The following is a 17,387-nucleotide window of genomic DNA, read 5'->3' on the forward strand; positions in this document are numbered from 1 at the left end:
CGGGGCCCCCGCGCGGGTGGCCCGGTCAGCGCAGCGCCTCCTCCATCACCGCCCGCGCGATCGGCGCGGCGCTGCCGCCGCCGCTGATGTCGGCACGGTCGGCCGAGGCGTCCTCCACCACCACCGCCACCGCGACGGCCGGCCGGCCCGAGTCCGGGTCCTGCGCCCAGGAGATGAACCAGGCGTACGGCGTCCCGGTGTTGTCGATGCCGTGCTGCGCCGTCCCCGTCTTGCCGCCGACGGTCACCCCGTCGATCGCGGCGTTGGTCCCGGTGCCGTCCTCCACGACGTCGACCATCAGCCGTTGGAGCTGCACCGCGGTCGACGGGTTCATCGCCTGGCTGTACGAGCGCGGCCCCCGCTGCTCGACCGTGTCGCCGTCGTGCGTCGTCGTCCGGTCCACCAGGTGCGGGGAGCGCAGTTCGCCGCCGTTGGCCACCGCCGCCGCGACCATCGCCATCTGGAGCGGGGTGGCGGTGGTGTCGAACTGGCCGATGGACGACAGGGCCAGCTGGTCGTCGCTCATGTCCTGGTCGAAGTTGCTGGTGGCGACCCGCGAGGGGATGCGCAGCCCGCTGTCGTTGAAACCGAACTTCCCGGCCGCCTCCACCATGCCGTCGAGCCCCACCTCCACCCCCAGGTGGGCCATCACGGTGTTGCAGGAGACCCGGATCGCGTCCGCGAGCGACGCCTTCTCGCAGCCGCGCGACTCGTTGGGCAGGGTGGTCGTGGTGCCCGGCAGCACGTACGGCGACGGGGTGTCGGTGGCCTCGTCCGGGTCGGTCACCACCTGGGCGTCCAGCGCCGCGGCGGCCGTCACGATCTTGAAGGTGGAACCCGGCGGGTACGTCTGCCGGATGGCCCGGTTCAGCATCGGTTTGCCCGCCGAGGCGTTCAGCCGCGCCCACGCGTCGGTGACGGCCGGGCCGGTGCCCGACAGCCGCTCGGGATCGTAGGACGGGGTCGAGACCAGGGCCAGGATCGCCCCGGTGGACGGGTCCAGGGCCGCGACCGCCCCGCGCCGCCCGCTCAGCCCCTCGTAGGCCGCCCGTTGCATCGCGTCGTCGATGGTGGTGACGACGTTCCCGCCGGGCTCCCGGCCGCGGGTGAGGTCGTTCCACAGCGGGATCGGCGCCAGCATCGGGTCGGTGCCGGAGAGCAGGTCGTCCTCGGCGTTCTCGATGAGCGTGGTCCCGTACGTCTGGGAGGCGTACCCGGTCACCGGGGCGTACAACGGGCCGTGCCGGTAGGTGCGTTCGTGGGCGAACTGCTCGCCGGTGTCGCGGGAGCCGGTGACCGGGACCTCGCCGGACTTCTCGCCGGGCGCCGCCCCGCCCGCCCCGCCGACCAGGATGTCTCCGCGCGGCTGGTCGTAACGGGCGATGGTGGTGCGGCGATTGGCCGGGTTGTCGTCCAGCTCGTCCGCGTCGAGCACCTGCACCCGCGCGGCGTTCACCAGCAGTGCCATCAGCAGCAGCAGGCAGAAGGCGGCGGCCCGGCGGATGTAGCGGGTCACTGGTCGTCCTCCACGATCGGGGCGATGACGCCGGTCCGCGCGCTGTCGGGGCCGGGGGTGCGGGCCATGTCGCTGACCCGGATCAGCAGCGCGACGATGACCCAGTTGGTCACGACGGACGAACCGCCCTGCGCCAGGAACGGCATCGCCATGCCGGTCAGCGGGATCAGGCCCATCACCCCGCCCGCGATGACGAAGACCTGAAGGGCCAGGATCGAGGCGAGCCCCACGGCCAGCAACCGGCCGAAGGGGTCGCGCAGGGCGAGCCCCGCCCGGTAGCCCCGCGCCACCAGGAGCGCGTACAGCAGGAAGATCGCGGTCAGCCCCGCCAGGCCCAGTTCCTCGCCCGCGGTGGCCAGGATGAAGTCGGACTTCGCGGCGAACCCGATGAGGACCGAGTGGCCGAGACCGAGCCCGGTGCCCAGCATGCCGCCCGCCGCGAACGCGAACAGCGACTGCGCGAGCTGGCCGGGACCGCGCCCGGCGTCGATCGAGGCGAACGGGTCGAGCCAGTCCTGCACCCTGCTGTGCACGTGCGGTTCGTAACCGCCCACGACGAACGCCCCCACGGCCGCCAGCAGCAGTCCGACGGCGATCCAGCCGGTCCGGCCGGTCGCCACGTACAGCAGGATGACGAAGAGGCCGAAGAAGAGGAGCGAGGTGCCGAGGTCGCGTTCGAGGACCAGGACGCCGACGCTGATCAGCCAGATCGCCACGATCGGACCCAGCACCCGGCCGGTGGGGAGCTGGAGCCGCCAGACCTTGCGGCCGGTGTACGCGAGGGCGTGGCGGTTGGCGGCCAGGTACGCGGCGAAGAAGACCGCCAGCAGGATCTTGGCGAACTCGCCCGGCTGGAAGGAGAGACCGCCGATCCGGATCCAGATCCGGGCGCCGTTCACCGCGGGGAAGAAGATGGGCACGATCATCAGCACGAGCGCGGCGGCCACCGACAGGTAGGCGTACCGCTGGAGCACCCGGTGGTCGCGCAGGAACACCACCACCGCGATGAACAGGGCGGCCCCGAGCGTGGACCAGACGAGCTGGGTGGGGGCGGCGGTGTCCGACGGCGTCTCCAGGTCGAGCCGGTAGATCAGCACCAGCCCCAGCCCGTTGAGCAGCACCGCGATCGGCAGCAGCAGCGGATCGGCGTACGGGGCGCGGAAGCGGACGGCGAGGTGTGCCAGCAGGGCGAGCAGCCCCAGCCCGGCCCCGTAACCGGCGACGTCCGGCGGCACCGCGTCGTCGTGGGCCAGACCGACGGCCGCGTACCCGTAGACCGGGATGAGGACCGCACCGACCAGGAGCGCGAGTTCCACCCCGCGCCGCTTCGGCAGACGGAGCTCGGGTGGGGGCGCGTCCGCCGGCGTTGCGGTCATGGCACGCAACGTAGCAAGGCGACGGTCATATTTCCGTTGTGTAGGGGATTGGTACGGGCCCCCGCCCGCCCGGCCGTCCCCCGTCCGGTCCAAGGCGCGCCGGGGGAGGGAACGCCGGGAGGGCTCAGCCCTGCGGGCGCGGCGGACCCGGCTGCCGGGGGTCGTGGAGCGGGAGGGTCAGCAGCGCCTCGGCGCCGCCGTCCGGCGGGTTGCGCAGCGTCAGCACCGCGCCGATCGCCTCCGCCTGCCCCAGGGCGATCGTCAGGCCGAGACCGTGGCCCTTGCCGCCGTCCTCGGTGCGGAACCGCTGCGGGCCGCCCGCGGTCAGGTACTCGGGGAAGCCCGGACCCCGGTCGCGTACCGACACGGTCGCCCCGTCCACCGTCACGGTGACCGGCGGGGCCCCGTGCTGCCGGGCGTTGGCCACCAGATTGCCGAGCACCCGCTCCAGCCTGCGCCGGTCGGTCTCGACCAGCGCGGGCGGGCCCACCACCCGCACCGAGACCTCCGGGCCGGCCGCCCGCACCGCCCGGTCGACCAGCGGGGCCGGCGCGTGCACCGACAGGTCGGCCTGCTCCGTGCGGGCGTCGAGCCGGGAGATCTCCAGCAGATCCTCCGTCAGCGCCCGCATGGCGCCGACCCGGTCCCGCACCATCTCGGCGGGGCGGCCGGGCGGCAGCAGTTCGGCGGCGGCCCACAGCCCGGTCAGCGGGGTGCGCAGCTCGTGCGCCACGTCGGCGGTGAACCGCTGCTCCGCCTGGAGCCTGCGCTGCAGGGACGAGGCCATGGTGTCCAGCGCCCCCGCCACGACCGCGACCTCGTCCTGCGACCGGGAGGGCGCCCCGGTCCGGGGATCCCCGACCCGCGCGTCCAGGTCGCCCGCGCTGATCCGGCGCGCCACCCGCGCGGTCTGCTTCAGCCGCCGCGTCACCCGGCCCACGGCGAACAGCCCGACGAGCAGCGTCGCCGCGACGGCCAGCAGCGACGAGCCGACGATCGCCCGGTCCAGACCGCCGATCGTGCGGGCCCCCTGGCTGTAGTCGGTCCAGGTGGCGATCGCCCGCCCGTCGGCCGGGGCCGCCGCCCACATCACGGGGCCCGGCGGGCCGTCCCCGACGGCGGTGCCCCGCTCGCCGCCGGCCGCGAGCGCCCGCAGCGCGCCGGGCAGTCCCTCGGGGTCGACCCCGGAACCCGGCGGCAGCGGCTCGCCCGCCTCGTACGCGCGGGTGATCAGGTCCAGCCGGTCCAGCGACTTCTCCCGCGCGTGGCCCACGGTCTGCCGGGTGACGGCGGTGTGCACGAGCACACCCAGCAGGGCGGCCAGCACGCAGCACATGGCGGTCAGGAAGACGGCCGACTTCCAGGTGAGCGTCGCCGTCCAGGCGGGCCCGCGCAGTCGCGGCCGCCTCACGGGGTCCGCCCGGTGCCGGACGGCGCGGGAGTCGGGGACGGAGCGGCGGGACCGGTGGCCGACGGGGAGGGGCGCCCGCTGCCCGGCGGCCGCCACCCGGACCCGTCCGGGCTGCGCAGGATCTCGTCGCGGGTGGGCAGCATCGCACCCTGCCGTCGGTCCCAGGACCACGCGGTGCGGTACTCGTAGCCGGGGATCACCGAGGGGGCCCGCACGATCAGGTCCCGCCCGGCCAACTGCACGCTGATGACGGCGTCCGAGGTCGCCATGATCCGGGTCAGCCCCGCCCGTCCGGCGGAGTACACCCGTACCGAGAGCTGCCGGCCGGGCAGCCGCACCGCCAGGATCAGCTCGTCCTCGCCGTCCCCGGTCAGATCCCGGTAGTACGGCGCGAGCACCGGGCAGTCCCCCGGATCGGCGGGGCACGCGCGGACCTGCCGCACGGTCTCGGCCGGCAGGACGTCGGAGTCGTCGGCCCGGGCCGGCACCGCCTTCAGCCCCGCCGTCACCACGGCCACCGGGTCCAGCTCCCGCACCCCGCCGGCGGGCACCTCGACGCCGGGGATGCGGGCGGTCACGCCCTCGCCGTAGTCGTGCGGGGCGGCCGACGCGGCGGGCAGCTCCGGCCACAGCCGGGACGGCCCCACGGCGGACGGCGCCCGTCCCGCGCTCACCGGGTCCCGGACGTCGTCGCCGCAGCCGGTGAGCAGGGTGGTGCAGGCGGCGACGGCGCACACCATCGCGGTCCGGCCGCCCCCGGCGCGCACGGCGGCGGGGGACGTGCGGTGGGGGCGCACGTGCTTCCTTCCGTCTCGGCCGCCGCGCGACGGCGGCACCCGCGCCCGGCGGGCGCGCTCGGGTCCAGACCCTACGGGCTGCCGCGCGCTTCCCCGCGCATCAGCGCGCGACCGGCCGCCCGCCGGCCCGGCCCGCCCCGTGCCGGCCGGCCGGCACGGCTCAGCGCTGGTACGGGTTCTGGCCGGGCGGCACCGCGCCCTGCTGCGGGGCGCCCCGGAACGGGTTGCCCCCGTCCGGGCCCGCCCCCTGCTGGGCGAGGAGCTGCTCCGCCTGCTCCTTCGGTATCCGCTGCTCGCCGCCGCAGAACGTGCACTGGGTGGCGTACTTCGTGGAGAACGGGAAGAGCGGGATGAAGAAGAGCGTGAACTTGGTGACCCGCTTGCGCAGGGTGTGCGCGGCCGGATTGCCGCACCAGCCGCACACCATGGTGAGCACGGCCAGTTGGTAGAGGTAGCCGCGCGTACCGAAGATGATCATGTTCGTGTCCTTCCCCGTGCCAGGCGTCCGGTCGGTCCGGTACGCCGGTGGGCGCGGGCGTGCGCCGTCACGCCCCGTCCACGTCGAGCGCCCGCCGGCACGAGGCCAGCAGCCGTTCGTCCTCCTGGACGTCGTTGCTGCCGTATCCACCGCCCACGGCGTTGTGGCGGCGGACGCGGATCAGTTCGGCCCGCAGCAGCCGCGCCGTCTCCGAGCCTGCCGCAACAGCACCCGCCCGCGCCAGGCAGTCCGCCACCCGGACCCGCTCCTGCGGCCTTTCCACCCAGGCGGAACGCAGTACCGGCAGCGACTCGCCGATCCGCCCCGACACCTCCCACAGGGCGACCGCCGCCGCGACCCGCAGCCACGGCTCGGGATGGCGCAGCAGCGGCCGCAGGAGCGGGACCGCCTCCCCGGCCCGGCCGCCGAGGTGCCCCAGCGCGGTCACCGCCGCCCCCCGTTCGGCGACCCGTTCGGCGGCCAGCCCGCCGATCAGCACCGGCAGCGCCGCCTCGGCGTCCCCGGACACCGCGTACAGCGCCTCGGCGGCCTCCGTCGCGGTCGCCCCCGACGGCCACCGGATCAGCGTCCGCAGCTCCGGCTCCGCGCAGGCCGCCGCCGGACCGAACGAGGCCAGCGCCCGCAGCGCCGCCCGGCGCAGCCACGCGCCCCGGAACTCCGGCGCGCCGCGCAGCACCCGCAGCACCTCCGGAGCCGCCTCGCCCGCGCGGAGCGCGGTCAGCCCCGTCAGCAGCGGGACCGCCCGGTCGTACAGGCCCTCGTCCAGCGCCGCCCCGCCCAGCTTCCGGCGCAGCGGACCCGCCAGCGGAGCCGCGGCGTCGCCGAGCGCCCGCACCGCGTCCCCCAGGTCGTGCGGCGTCACCGGCCGCTCCAGGGCGGCGGCCAGCGCCGGGACCGCCCTCGGGTCGCCCGTACGCGCCAGCGCCCGCAGGGCGTGGCCCAGTCCGGGCGGACCGCTCCGCCACCGCCGCACCCAGTCCGCCGGGTCGGACGCCACCCGGGCCGCCAGATCGTCGGCGGCCGGGGCGGCGAGCCGGAAGAGTCCTTCGAGCATCTGGGCCGCGGCCTCGGCGGCCCGCGGCTCCGGGTCCGCGAGCCGTCGCCCCACCAGCCGTACCAGTTCCTCGTACGAGCCCCGCCAGGCCCGCACCAGACCGCCGGCCATCCGGACCGCGTCGATCCGCTGCGTCGGCTCGGGGCTCTGCACCTGCCCGACCAGCAGCGCCGTGCGGACGGCCACCCGGTCGTCCAGCCCGGTGTGCAGGGTCCGCAGCAGGTCGCAGGCCCACGGCGCGGACCGGCCGCCCGCCGCACCGGTGTCCTCGGGCGCGGCGGGTTCCGGCGTTCCGGCGTCCTCGGGTGCGGTGTCCGCGGTGCCGTCCGTCGGGGGAGTGCGCTCGGCCGCACGGTCGGCACCGGCCGGAACTCGGGGCGGTGCGGTCCGCAGCTCCCGGAGCAGCCCGTCCACCCGCGTCACCAGGTCGCCGGGCAGCTCGTCGGGGCCGCACCGCGCGAGCTGGGCGAGGGCGGCCAGTCGCAGTCCGGGGGTGGCGGCCTCCCGCGCGAGGCCCCCGAGCCAGAGCGCCACGGGCGCGCCGAGCGCACCGTGCCGCAGCGCGGTCAGCGCCGCGGCCTCCACCAGGGCGAGCCGCACCTCCTCGTCCTCCTCCGCGTCCATCCGCTCCCGCAGCAGCGCCAGTACGTCGAAGGGCCGGCTGTGGAGCGTGGCGAGCGCCAGCGGCACCGCGAGCCGGACCCCCCGGTCCGGATCGGCGACCATGCCGAGGAACACGTCCGCGCCGGCCGCCACGGCCGAGGCCGCCATGGCGTAGTTCGCGGCCTCCTCGGCCTCGTCCCCGCCCACCTCGTCCTCGTCGCCGTCCAGGTCGATCGAGCCGATGCTGGTCAGCAGCTCCACGATCCCGCCCCGGTCGTCCACCCCGGGCTCGGCGACGAGTTCGAAGAGGAACGGGATGCAGGCCAGCGTGCAGCCGTAGACGTCGCCCTGGTGGTGCACGGAGCCGTACATCCCGTCCAGCGCGCGCTCGCGCTCCGAGGCGTCCCGCGACGCGAGACCCTCCAGCAGCGCCGGCACGTCGTCGGCGGGCCCGTGTGCATGTCTCATCGAGGCCCAGTCCACCTCGTAGATCCCCGTCAGCAAACCGTCCCCCTTGGTGCTTTACACCTGCGACGGCGCGGCGCGGGACGTGGTTCCCGGCGCGCCGCGAACAGGTGCCTGCGCCGAGTCTGCACCACGCCACCGACAACCCACCCGCCGCGCACGGCCGTTCCCGGACGCCCCTCGGCCGGTGTGTCCTGCTCCGGTTTCCCGGCGCGGCCCGGCGCGGTGCCGCACGGCACGGCACGGTGCGGCGTGGCGTGGCCGTGTCCGGAGTGGGCCGGCCCGGTCGGGTGCCGCGTGCGGTCAGCGGCGGCGACGGCCGCCCGGCAGCGGTCGGGCCCGGTTCGGATTGATCAGGGGCGCCAGCAGGTCGCCGTGCCGTTCCAGCCGCGCGCCCATGTCGCCGGCCAGGAACACCAGCTCGGCGGGGTCGCGGCAGCCCTCGATCTCCTCCCAGGTGACCGGGGCGGACACGGTCGGCGCCTCCTTCGCCCGCAGCGTGTAGGGCGTGGCGGTCGTCTTCGCGGCGGCGTTCTGGCTGAAGTCGACGAAGACCTTGCCCGGCCGCAGCGACCGGGTCATCCGGTGCACGACCAGTTCCGGCAGCGCCTTCGCCGCCTCCACCGCCAGTGCCTTGGCATAGGCGGTGACCTCGTCGGACGGGGTCGGCTCCAGCGGCACCAGCAGGTGCAGCCCCTTGGAGCCCGAGGTCTTGCCGTACGCCGGCAGGCCGTCACCGGCCAGCCGCTCCCGCAGCCAGAGGGCCACCTCGCAGCACTCCACCACGCCCGCCGGCGGGCCGGGGTCGAGATCGAACACCATCCGGTCGGCCACCGCCGGAGCCTCGGTCCGCCACTGCGGCGTGTGGAACTCCACCACCAGGTTGGCCGCCCACACCAGCGTCGACAGGTCCTGCACCACCACCTGTCTGGCGCTCTTGCCCTCGTGCCGTTCGACGACGATCTGGCGCACCCAGGAGGGCGTGCCGGGCGGCGGGTTCTTGGTGAAGAACCGCTGGCCCTCCGGCCCGTCGGGGTAGCGGAGGAACGACACCGGACGGTCGTACAGGTGTGCGAGCAGCGCCCCCGCGACGGTGGCCGCGTAGTAGTGCAGCACCTCACCCTTGGTCGTTCCGGTGGCCGGATACAGCACCTTGTCGAGGTTGCTGAGGGGCAGTCGCCGGCCCTCCACCTCTGTGATCGGCGTCATACGATAAGAATCACACGAAAACACTCGTACGCGGTCATCGCGGCCGAAAGGGGTGAACGGTGAGGTCCCTCTGGAACGGTGCGATCTCCTTCGGGCTGGTCAGCATCCCCGTCAAGCTCATGAACGCGACCGAGAACCACGGCATCTCCTTCCGCCAGATCCACCTCACCGACGGTGGCCGGATCCGCTACCGCAGGGTGTGCGAGATCGACGACGAGGAGGTCGCGAGCGCCGAGACCGGCAAGGCGTACGAGGACGTGGACGGGTCGATGATCCCGATCACCGACGAGGACCTGGCCTCGCTGCCGCTGCACACCGCCAAGACGATCGAGATCGTGGCCTTCGTGCCGGCCGAGGTGATCGACCCGCTCCAGATGGAGGCTGCGTACTACCTCTGCGCCAACGGGGTCCCCGCGACCAAGCCGTACACCCTCCTGCGGGAGGCGCTGAACCGGAGCGGCAAGGTGGCGCTCGCCAAGTTCGCGCTGCGGGGCCGGGAGCGGCTCGGCATGCTCCGGGTCATGGGTGACGTGATCGCCATGCACGGGTTGCTGTGGCCGGACGAGATCCGGTCCCCGGAGGGAGTGGCCCCGGACGGGAACGTCACGGTCCGGGACGCCGAGCTCGACCTGGCCGACGCCCTGATGAACACCCTCGGCGACGTGGACCTGGACACCCTGCACGACGACTTCCGCGAGGCGGTCGAGGAACTCGTCGCCGCCAAGGCGGCGGGCGAGGCGGTGCCGCAGCCGGAACGGCCCGACGAGGGCGGCCAGGTGATCGACCTGCTCGCGGCCCTGGAGAAGAGCGTCAGCGCGGCGAAGAAGGAGCGTGGCGGAGGCGGCGCGGACGGCGGCGCCGAGTCGGAGCGGGTGGCCGACGTGCATCCGATCAAGGGCGCCGGCTCCCGCGGTTCGGGCGGGCGTTCGTCCTCCTCGCCCCGCTCGGCCGCTTCGCGTACGACCCCGACCGGGAAGCGGGTGCCCCGCTCCGGGACGGCCGCGAAGAAGGCGGAGCCGAAGGGCGGCGGGGTGAAGAAGTCGCCCTCCACGCCCGCGAAGGCCACGCCCGCGAAGAGCACCGCCGGGAAGAGCACCGCCGCGAAGAGCACTGCCGGGAAGAGTACCGCCGCGAAGACGGGGGCGAAGAAGGCGGGAGCGAAGAAGGCCACCGCGCGGAAGTCGGCTGCCGGTGGGCGCGGTCCGGGCTGAGACGGGGCCGGGCCCGGCTTCCCGGCCGAGGCCGCGGCGCGCGCCCGCCGCGGCCTGCCGGAGCGGATGCGCGCCCCCAACGGGCCCGCCCCGGGGGTCCGTTGTCCGGGCGGCCCCGTACGCTGTCGGCCCATGAGCGCAGAGGCCCCTTCGGGACGGGTGATCGACGGCCGCTTCACCCTGGTGCGGCGGCTCGGCAGCGGCGGCATGGGCATGGTCTGGCAGGCGTACGACATGGCGCTCCACCGGGACGTGGCGCTGAAGGAGGTCCGGCCGCCGGACCCCGCGCTCGCGGAGTACGACCCGGAGGGCGCACGCACGCTCCGGGCCCGCGTACTGCGGGAGGCGCGCGCGCTCGCCCGCCTCGACCACCCCAACGTGGTGACGATCCACCACATCGTCGACCCCGGCGAGGACGGCTACCCGTGGATCGTCATGGAGCTGGTCGCCGGGGCCTCCCTGCACGACCGGCTGGCCGAGGGGCCGATGGAGCCGGCCGACGCGGCCAAGCTGGGCCGGGGCATCCTGGCCGCGCTGTGCGCCGCCCACGAGGCGGGCATCCAGCACCGGGACGTCAAGCCCGCCAACGTCCTGGTCCGCCCCGATCTGCGGCCGGTGCTCACCGACTTCGGCATCGCGGCGATCCGTGAGTCCACCAGCCTGACGATGACCGGGGCCCTCGTGGGGTCGCCCGACTACATCGCCCCGGAGCGCATCCGGGGAGTCGAGGGCGATCCCGCCTCGGACCTGTGGTCGCTCGGGATGATGCTCTACGTCGCCGTCGAGGGGCGCCACCCGCTGCGCAGGGCGAGCACGCTGGCCACCCTCGCCGCGGTCCTCGACGAGGAGGTGGAGCCGCCGGTCCGGGCCGGTGCGCTGGCACCCGTGCTCCGTGCCCTGCTCACCCGCGACGTCGGGGCCCGCCCCGACGCACCCGCGCTGGACCGGATGCTGGCGGAGGCGGAGGTCCCGTCGGCCGGCCCGACGCCCACCGTGGTGCTCGGCACCCGCCCCGAGCCGGCGACGCCCTCCGCCCCAGGCGGCCCCTCCGCCCCCGGTCCCGCGGCCCCCGACCCCCGGATCGCTCCGCCCCGGGACCGGGTGCCCACCGGCCCGCCCCCGTCGCCCGGTCCCTTCGCCCCGCCCGCCCCCTACGCGGCGGGCCGTCCGGACCGGCGCCCGAGGGGCGTCCGCGCGTGGACGGCGGTGGGTGTGGTGGGTGTGGTGCTGGCCGCCGGAGGAGCGGTCACCCTGGTCGCGGACCCCTTCTCCTGGAAGTCCGGGGGGTCCGGTGCCGCCTCCGGCCCGTCCGGCGCCCGCACCGGCTCCACCGGATCGGTGACCCCGTCACCGAGTGGCCCCGGCGCGGCGGGCGCCACGCCGGCCGGGGACGCGTCCGCCGAGGACGAGGGGCCCGACGACCTCCTCACCCCGCAGGGCGTGCGGGCGGTCATCGCGGCCCTCAGGCCCCGGATGGGAGGCACCGAGGTCACCGACTTCACGCTGTACGGGGAGTACGCCTCCGCCGAGGCGCCGCTCCCGGCCAACGCCAAGCTGTACGACAGCTGGGACTACCGGGACGGCCGGGTGACACCGGGCATCATGAAGGGAACGATCGCCTCCGGCGAGACCGCGGTCGACCTGCTCTCCATCGACTGGGACGCCCTGCCCGCCCTGCTGCGCACGGCCGAGAAGACGCTCAACATCCCGGAACCGGAGAGCCGTTACCTGATCGTCGACCCGTCCTCCCCCTTCCAGGACGACAAGCCCGTGCTCCGGGTGTACGTGTCCGACGCCTACGGCGGGGCGCACCTCACGGCGGGCCTCGACGGCACCGTCATCGAGAAGAGCCCCCGCGAGACCGGCTGACCGGTCCACCCACGGCCCGAGCGGCACCGGCCCACCACGGCCCGAGCGGAACCGGCCCACCCACGGGACCCTGGGCGGCACCGGCCCGCTCCACCGCCGACTGCCGTCATCCGGCGTTCACCGCACCACCCGCCCGTCCGCGCGCCCGCCGGGAGCGGAGACGGTGCCGACCGGGTCGAAGTCCGGGATGTCGAGCCCGCCGAACGGGTCCTCGGAGACCAGGTAGGTGCAACTGGTGTAGGTGTAACCGGACTCGATCTTCGCCCCGTCCGTGTAGCTGTCCACACTCGCGGACGCGCCCGTCCCGTGCTTGTACAGGAAGTGGTAGTCGCCGGCGGGCAGCCGGAGCCGCACCTTGGGGTAGCTCTTGCCGCTCGCCTTGCAGGCCCGGCTCGATCCCGTCGCCGCGTCGTACCGCGCGCAACTCCCGCACGCCTTCAGCGAGACGGTGCCGGTGACCGGGCCGGTGTAGAGGATCTCCACCGCGTTCGGCGCGTCGTTGCTGATGACCAGCTCCATCGTGGGGCCGCCCGGCGCCTTCGCCGGCGGCAGCTTCCGCCCGGCGGCGGGCCGGTCCTCGGCTATCTCGGCGGCGATGGCGACCTTGCGGGCGTGCGAGCGCCGGTCGTCGCTCGGGTACTTCTCAGCGAACTCCGTCAGCGTGGTGCGGGCCTCGGTGAACTTGTCGTCCTCGAACTCGTCCAGGCCGCAGGCGTACACCCCGTCCCGCACGCCCCGGTCCGCCTGCGCGCCGGCCTTGGCCCCGGTGTCGCCGGGCAGCCCGGCGGCCGTCGTGGAGATGGACTCCAGCACCGTCGTCGTCGCACAGGGGTCGTCCCCGCCGAGGGCGTCCACCTGCTCCTGTATCCGTGCGGCGACGGCCGGGCCGACCTTCCCGGCCTGCTCCGAGTCGGGGAAGGTGCGCAGCAGTTCACCCAGCTCGCCGCCGCCCGTCGCCCCGGTGTCCTCGCCGAGCCTGGACAGCCCGCAGTCGTAGAGCGAGTCGGCGAGCGGGCCGTTCGGCCACGTCTTGAGGTCGCCGAGGAGCGCGGCGTCCACGGTGTTCGGCAGCGTCCGCAGGTACGTCAGCGGCTCGACCGCCGTGCAGTACTCCTTGTTCCGGTAGGGCGTGGCGACCGCCTCGTAGTACGTCTTCAGGTGCGCCGGGACCTGCTTCCCCGCCCGGGAGCCGGCGTGCTTCTCGCCCAGGTCCCGGTAGACGGCGAGCGCCGATCCGAACTCCCGCTTCACCGCGGCGAACGGCTTGGCGGCGGCGGTCTCCACCATGTCGTCCGCGTCGTGCAGCCGGTCGAGCAGCATCTCCTCCACGGCTTCGTCGTGCGCGGAGCGGTACAGCAGCGTGCCGCCCAGCGGGGCCGCCAGCAGGACGAGCCCCAGCGCGGCGGCCAGCACCGGCTTCCACGACCCCGCCACCGGGGTGCGGCGGGCCGTACGGGCCCCGTCCACGGCCGCCACCAGCAGCACCAGGACGTAGCCCGCCAGCCAGCCCGCCGGCACCCCGTCCGGGTCGGCCGGGAAGGCGACCAGTAGCAGGATCACCGTGGCCGCCAGACAGGCCGCGGCCCTGAGCCACGCACGGGTCAGGAGGTAACCGAGCCCCAGTCCGGAGAGGTTGAGCAGCCCGGCGGCGGCGCTCCGCAGCGCGGCGCCCGGCGGCGGCGGCCCCTGCGGCGGCGGCGCGGCCGGAAGCGGCGGAGGCACCGGCACGGGGCCGGGAGGGGGCGGAACCGGTCCCGTGGGCGGCGGGACCGGACCGGAACCGGGCACGGCGTGGCCGGGCTGTCCGTGGTCGGGCGACCCGTGGTCGGGCGACCGGTAGGCGGGTGATCCGTAGGCGGGCGGGCCGAAGCCGGCCGGCGGCCCGGCGGGCGGCGGCGGGACCGGCGCCCGGGGCTCGGGAGACGGCGGGGGTGGTCCGGCCGGCGCGGGATCGGGAGGATCTCCCGGAAGTCCGCGCTCACCCTCACCGCCCGCACCGGACCGCGTCCCGGCCTCCGGCACCGCGTCCCGCGCCTCCGGCACGGCATCGCGCGCCCCCGGCACCGCGTCCTGCGGGCCGTCCTCCGGGCCGCCGGGCGTTCTCGCGGACCCATTCCCCGACTCCATACGGTCCCCCCACCGTTGAGCCACCACACGTCCCCTGCACTCTGCCCGCCCCCGGTGCCGTTCACGCGTCACTCGTCCGCGTGATGTGGGGCGCGCGGGCGGCCGACGGCCGGAGCGGCGCCCCGTCCGCCCCACGAATCCGGCCCGCCGCGCGGCGGCGCCCGTAACTCCCGGTGCCGCCGCGCCCCCGCCGGTACAGTGCGCCGTGCCGCGACTGGCGCGCGCCCCGCAGAGGCGCTGCGTGGAACCGACCACGAGGGAGCGGCACGACCCCGGCGCGTCCGGGGACCATCGCCGGAGGCCGTCCGCCTGGGCATCCGGGTCCATGCCGCACGAGCGGCCGACCCGGGAGGATCCCGTGACCGTACCCGTACCGCCCCCGCCCGTCCCCCGTACGCCTGCCGCGCCGCCCCGCGACGCCGTCGCCGTGCCGGGTCCGCCGCTCGCCGTGCGCCATCCCGCGCTCGCGGCGGCCGACCCCGAACTGGCCGCACTGGTGACCGCCGAGGAGCGGTTGCAGGCGGACACGCTGCGGCTGATCCCCAGCGAGAACTACGTCTCCGCCGCCGTCCTGGAGGCCACCGGCACGGTCCTCCAGAACAAGTACTCGGAGGGCTACCCCGGCAAGCGGTACTACGAAGGCCAGCAGGTCGTCGACCAGGTGGAGTCGCTGGCGATCGAGCGGGCCACCGCCCTGTTCGGCATGGACCACGCCAACGTGCAGCCGTACTCGGGCTCCCCCGCCAACCTCGCCGTCTACCTCGCCTTCATGGAGCCGGGCGACACCGTGCTCGGCATGTCCCTGCCGATGGGCGGCCACCTCACCCACGGCTGGGGCGTCTCGGCGACCGGCACCTGGTTCCGCGGGGTGCGCTACGGCGTCCGCCGCGACACCGGCCGGGTCGACCTCGACGAGGTGCGCGACCTGGCGCTGGCCGAGCGGCCCAAGGTGATCTTCTGCGGTGGCACCGCCGTCCCGCGCACGGTCGACTTCGCCGGGTTCGCCGCGATCGCGCGGGAGACCGGCGCGCTGCTCGTCGCGGACGTCGCCCACATCGCGGGGCTGATCGCGGGCGGGGCGCACCCGTCCCCGGCCCCGTACGCCGACGTCGTCTCCACCACCACCCACAAGACCCTGCGCGGACCGCGCGGCGCGATGCTGCTCAGCAAGGCCGAGCACGCCCGCGCCATCGACCGGGCCGTCTTCCCCGGCCTCCAGGGCGGCCCGCACAACCAGACCACCGCCGCCATCGCGGTGGCGCTGAAGGAGGCGGCGGGGAAGGACTTCGCCGCGTACGCCCGGCAGGTGGTCGCCAACGCCCGCGCGCTCGGGCAGGAGTTGGCGGCGCGCGGCTTCGACCTGGTGTCCGGTGGCACCGACAACCATCTGCTGCTGGTGGACCTCACCGCGAAGGACGTTCCGGGGAAGGTCGCGGCCAAGGCCCTGGACCGCGCGGGCATCGTCGTCAACCACAACACCGTGCCGTTCGACCCCCGCAAGCCGTTCGACCCGTCCGGCATCCGGCTCGGCACCCCCGCCCTCACCTCGCGGGGCGTGCCCCGCTCGGCGATGCCGGCCGTCGCCGGCTGGATCGACCGGGCGGTCACCGCCGCGCGGACCGGGGACGAGCCGGCCCTCGCGGCCGTCCGTGCCGAGGTGAAGGACCTGCTGGACGCCTACCCGGCCCCCGGCCTGCCCGTCGGCTGAGAACCCGCACCCCCCGATCCGGTGCCGGGAGCCGCCCGGCACCGGATCCGTGCCGGGCGGTCCCGGGAGCCGCCCCGCGCGCCCGTTCGTCCGGCACGCCGCCCCCGCCCGAGCGCGCGCCCCCCGCCCGACCGCACCCCCCGCGTCACTTTCCGTGAATCCCTGCCCTACGCCCGCTTGCCGACGGACCGCTTCTGAGGTCAGTGTCCTGTCACGCACTGGTCGTTCACGAAAGAGGCGCACTATGCACACGGAAGAGTTCAGCGGCACCGGCCCGGCCGTCCAGCGATGCCCGTACCGGCTCGATCCCGCCGGGGGCGACATCCAGGGCGAGGCGGCCCTGATCCGTGCGGCGGGTTCGGCCGCCCGGATCGAGCTGCCCGGCGGGGTTCCCGCCTGGGGCGTGGCCGACCCCGCCGTCATCACCCGGCTGCTGACCTCGCCGGCCGTCTCCAAGGACGCCGACCAGCACTGGCCGGCCTGGATCGAGGGGGAGGTCGGTCCGGACTGGTCGCTCGCCCTCTGGGTGTCCATACGCTCGATGTTCACGGCGTACGGCCCCGATCACACCCGGCTGCGCAAGCTCGTCTCCGGCGCTTTCACCGCCCACCGCACCAAGGCGCTGGCCCCCGCCGTCGACCGGATAGCCGCCGAACTGCTCGACGAACTGGCCACCGCGGACCCCTACGAGCCGGTCGACCTGCGCGCCCGCTACGCCGGGCCGCTGCCCGCACGGGTCATCTGCGAACTCTTCGGCGTCCCGCTCGCCAGCCGGGACCGCCTCTGCACCCTGTTCGACGCCCTGTTCAGCACCGCGACCGCACCCGAGGAGGTGCAGATCCACGCCGCGGAGCTGTACGGGATACTCCACGAACTCGTCGCCGCCAAGCGCGCCGAACCCGCCGACGACCTGGCCGGCGCACTCGTCGCCATCCAGCGGGAGGGGATCGAACGCGGGGACCCGCGCCCGCTCGAAGACCAGGAACTCCTGGACACTCTCGTCCACTTCCTCTCCGCCGGGTACGAGACGACGATCAACCTCGTCGACCACGCGGTGCACGCCCTGCTCACCCACCCCGAACAACTCGAACTGGTCCGTACCGGCGCGGCGACCTGGGGCGACGTGATCGAGGAGACCCTGCGCTGGGAGCCCGCGGCGGCCAACCTGATGCTGCGGTACGCCGTCGAGGACATCGACCTGGGCGACGTGGTGATCCCCCGCGGCGACGCCCTCGTCATGGCGGTGGCGGGCGCCGGGCGCGACCAGGAGGTGCACGGCGTCGACGCCCACCTCTTCGACATCACCCGCCCCACCCGCCGCGACCACCTGGCCTTCGGCCACGGCGTCCACCACTGCCTGGGCGCCCCGCTGGCCCGGATGGAGGGCGTCATCGCGCTCTCCGCGCTGTTCGCCCGCTTCCCGGACCTGGAACTGGCCGTACCCTCCGACACCCTGCGCCCGGTCCGGTCCTTCATCTCCAACGGCCACCAGCACCTGCCCGTGCGCACCGGGAAGGCGAGCGCTCCGCTCGGCTGAACCGG

At 75.2% G+C, this 17,387-nt stretch carries 12 protein-coding genes; 4 read left to right on the forward strand and 8 right to left on the reverse strand.

Features of this window, described 5'->3' with window-relative positions; genetic code table 11:
* Positions 1-25: 25 nt before the first annotated feature.
* The 7 genes from Q0994_RS03720 to ligD form a co-directional block, all read right to left on the reverse strand.
* Entirely contained in the window at positions 26-1,516 is a 1,491-nt protein-coding gene (locus Q0994_RS03720; protein WP_299528989.1) for a penicillin-binding transpeptidase domain-containing protein, read from the reverse strand.
* Positions 1,513-2,892, reverse strand: coding sequence for an FtsW/RodA/SpoVE family cell cycle protein (locus Q0994_RS03725; protein WP_299528991.1), 1,380 nt, complete (start codon positions 2,890-2,892; stop codon positions 1,513-1,515). Before Q0994_RS03725 ends, Q0994_RS03720 begins: the two co-directional genes overlap by 4 nt.
* 124 nt (positions 2,893-3,016) lie before the next feature.
* On the reverse strand, positions 3,017-4,303 hold the full coding sequence (locus tag Q0994_RS03730) for a HAMP domain-containing sensor histidine kinase (protein ID WP_299528993.1): 1,287 nt from the start codon (positions 4,301-4,303) through the stop codon (positions 3,017-3,019).
* Positions 4,300-5,100 carry a hypothetical protein gene (locus tag Q0994_RS03735; protein WP_299528995.1) on the reverse strand — a complete coding sequence of 267 codons (801 nt, stop codon included), beginning with the start codon at positions 5,098-5,100 and terminating at the stop codon, positions 4,300-4,302. Before Q0994_RS03735 ends, Q0994_RS03730 begins: the two co-directional genes overlap by 4 nt.
* A 160-nt stretch (positions 5,101-5,260) precedes the next feature.
* On the reverse strand, positions 5,261-5,578 hold the full coding sequence (locus tag Q0994_RS03740; RefSeq protein WP_299528997.1) for a zinc-ribbon domain-containing protein: 318 nt from the start codon (positions 5,576-5,578) through the stop codon (positions 5,261-5,263).
* 67 nt (positions 5,579-5,645) lie between these two features.
* Complete coding sequence (locus Q0994_RS03745; protein WP_299528999.1) at positions 5,646-7,760, reverse strand: HEAT repeat domain-containing protein; 2,115 nt, start codon at positions 7,758-7,760, stop codon at positions 5,646-5,648.
* Between the two features lie 264 nt (positions 7,761-8,024).
* Positions 8,025-8,930: a non-homologous end-joining DNA ligase gene (ligD, locus tag Q0994_RS03750; protein WP_299529001.1), complete on the reverse strand. Its 906-nt coding sequence runs from the start codon at positions 8,928-8,930 to the stop codon at positions 8,025-8,027.
* Positions 8,931-8,989: 59 nt separating this feature from the next.
* Here ligD and Q0994_RS03755 point away from each other — a divergent pair, with 59 nt between their 5' ends.
* Both Q0994_RS03755 and Q0994_RS03760 read left to right on the forward strand, forming a co-directional pair.
* A complete protein-coding gene (locus Q0994_RS03755; RefSeq protein WP_299529003.1) occupies positions 8,990-10,141 on the forward strand; it encodes a Ku protein in 1,152 nt (383 codons plus the stop codon).
* A 132-nt stretch (positions 10,142-10,273) separates the two neighbouring features.
* Positions 10,274-12,010: a serine/threonine-protein kinase gene (locus tag Q0994_RS03760; protein ID WP_299529005.1), complete on the forward strand. Its 1,737-nt coding sequence runs from the start codon at positions 10,274-10,276 to the stop codon at positions 12,008-12,010.
* A 117-nt stretch (positions 12,011-12,127) separates the two neighbouring features.
* Here Q0994_RS03760 and Q0994_RS03765 read toward each other — a convergent pair whose 3' ends face one another.
* On the reverse strand, positions 12,128-13,732 hold the full coding sequence (locus Q0994_RS03765) for a hypothetical protein (RefSeq protein ID WP_299529007.1): 1,605 nt from the start codon (positions 13,730-13,732) through the stop codon (positions 12,128-12,130).
* An 832-nt stretch (positions 13,733-14,564) separates the two neighbouring features.
* On the opposite strand from Q0994_RS03765, the gene glyA reads away from it, so the two are divergent.
* Positions 14,565-15,845, forward strand: coding sequence for a serine hydroxymethyltransferase (glyA, locus tag Q0994_RS03770; RefSeq protein ID WP_299529262.1), 1,281 nt, complete (start codon positions 14,565-14,567; stop codon positions 15,843-15,845).
* A gap of 244 nt (positions 15,846-16,089) precedes the next feature.
* Positions 16,090-17,382, forward strand: coding sequence for a cytochrome P450 (locus tag Q0994_RS03775; RefSeq protein ID WP_299529009.1), 1,293 nt, complete (start codon positions 16,090-16,092; stop codon positions 17,380-17,382).
* The last annotated feature ends 5 nt before the right edge of the window (positions 17,383-17,387 follow it).

The sequence above is a fragment of the uncultured Streptomyces sp. genome (assembly GCF_947488945.1).
GTDB lineage: Bacteria > Actinomycetota > Actinomycetes > Streptomycetales > Streptomycetaceae > Streptomyces.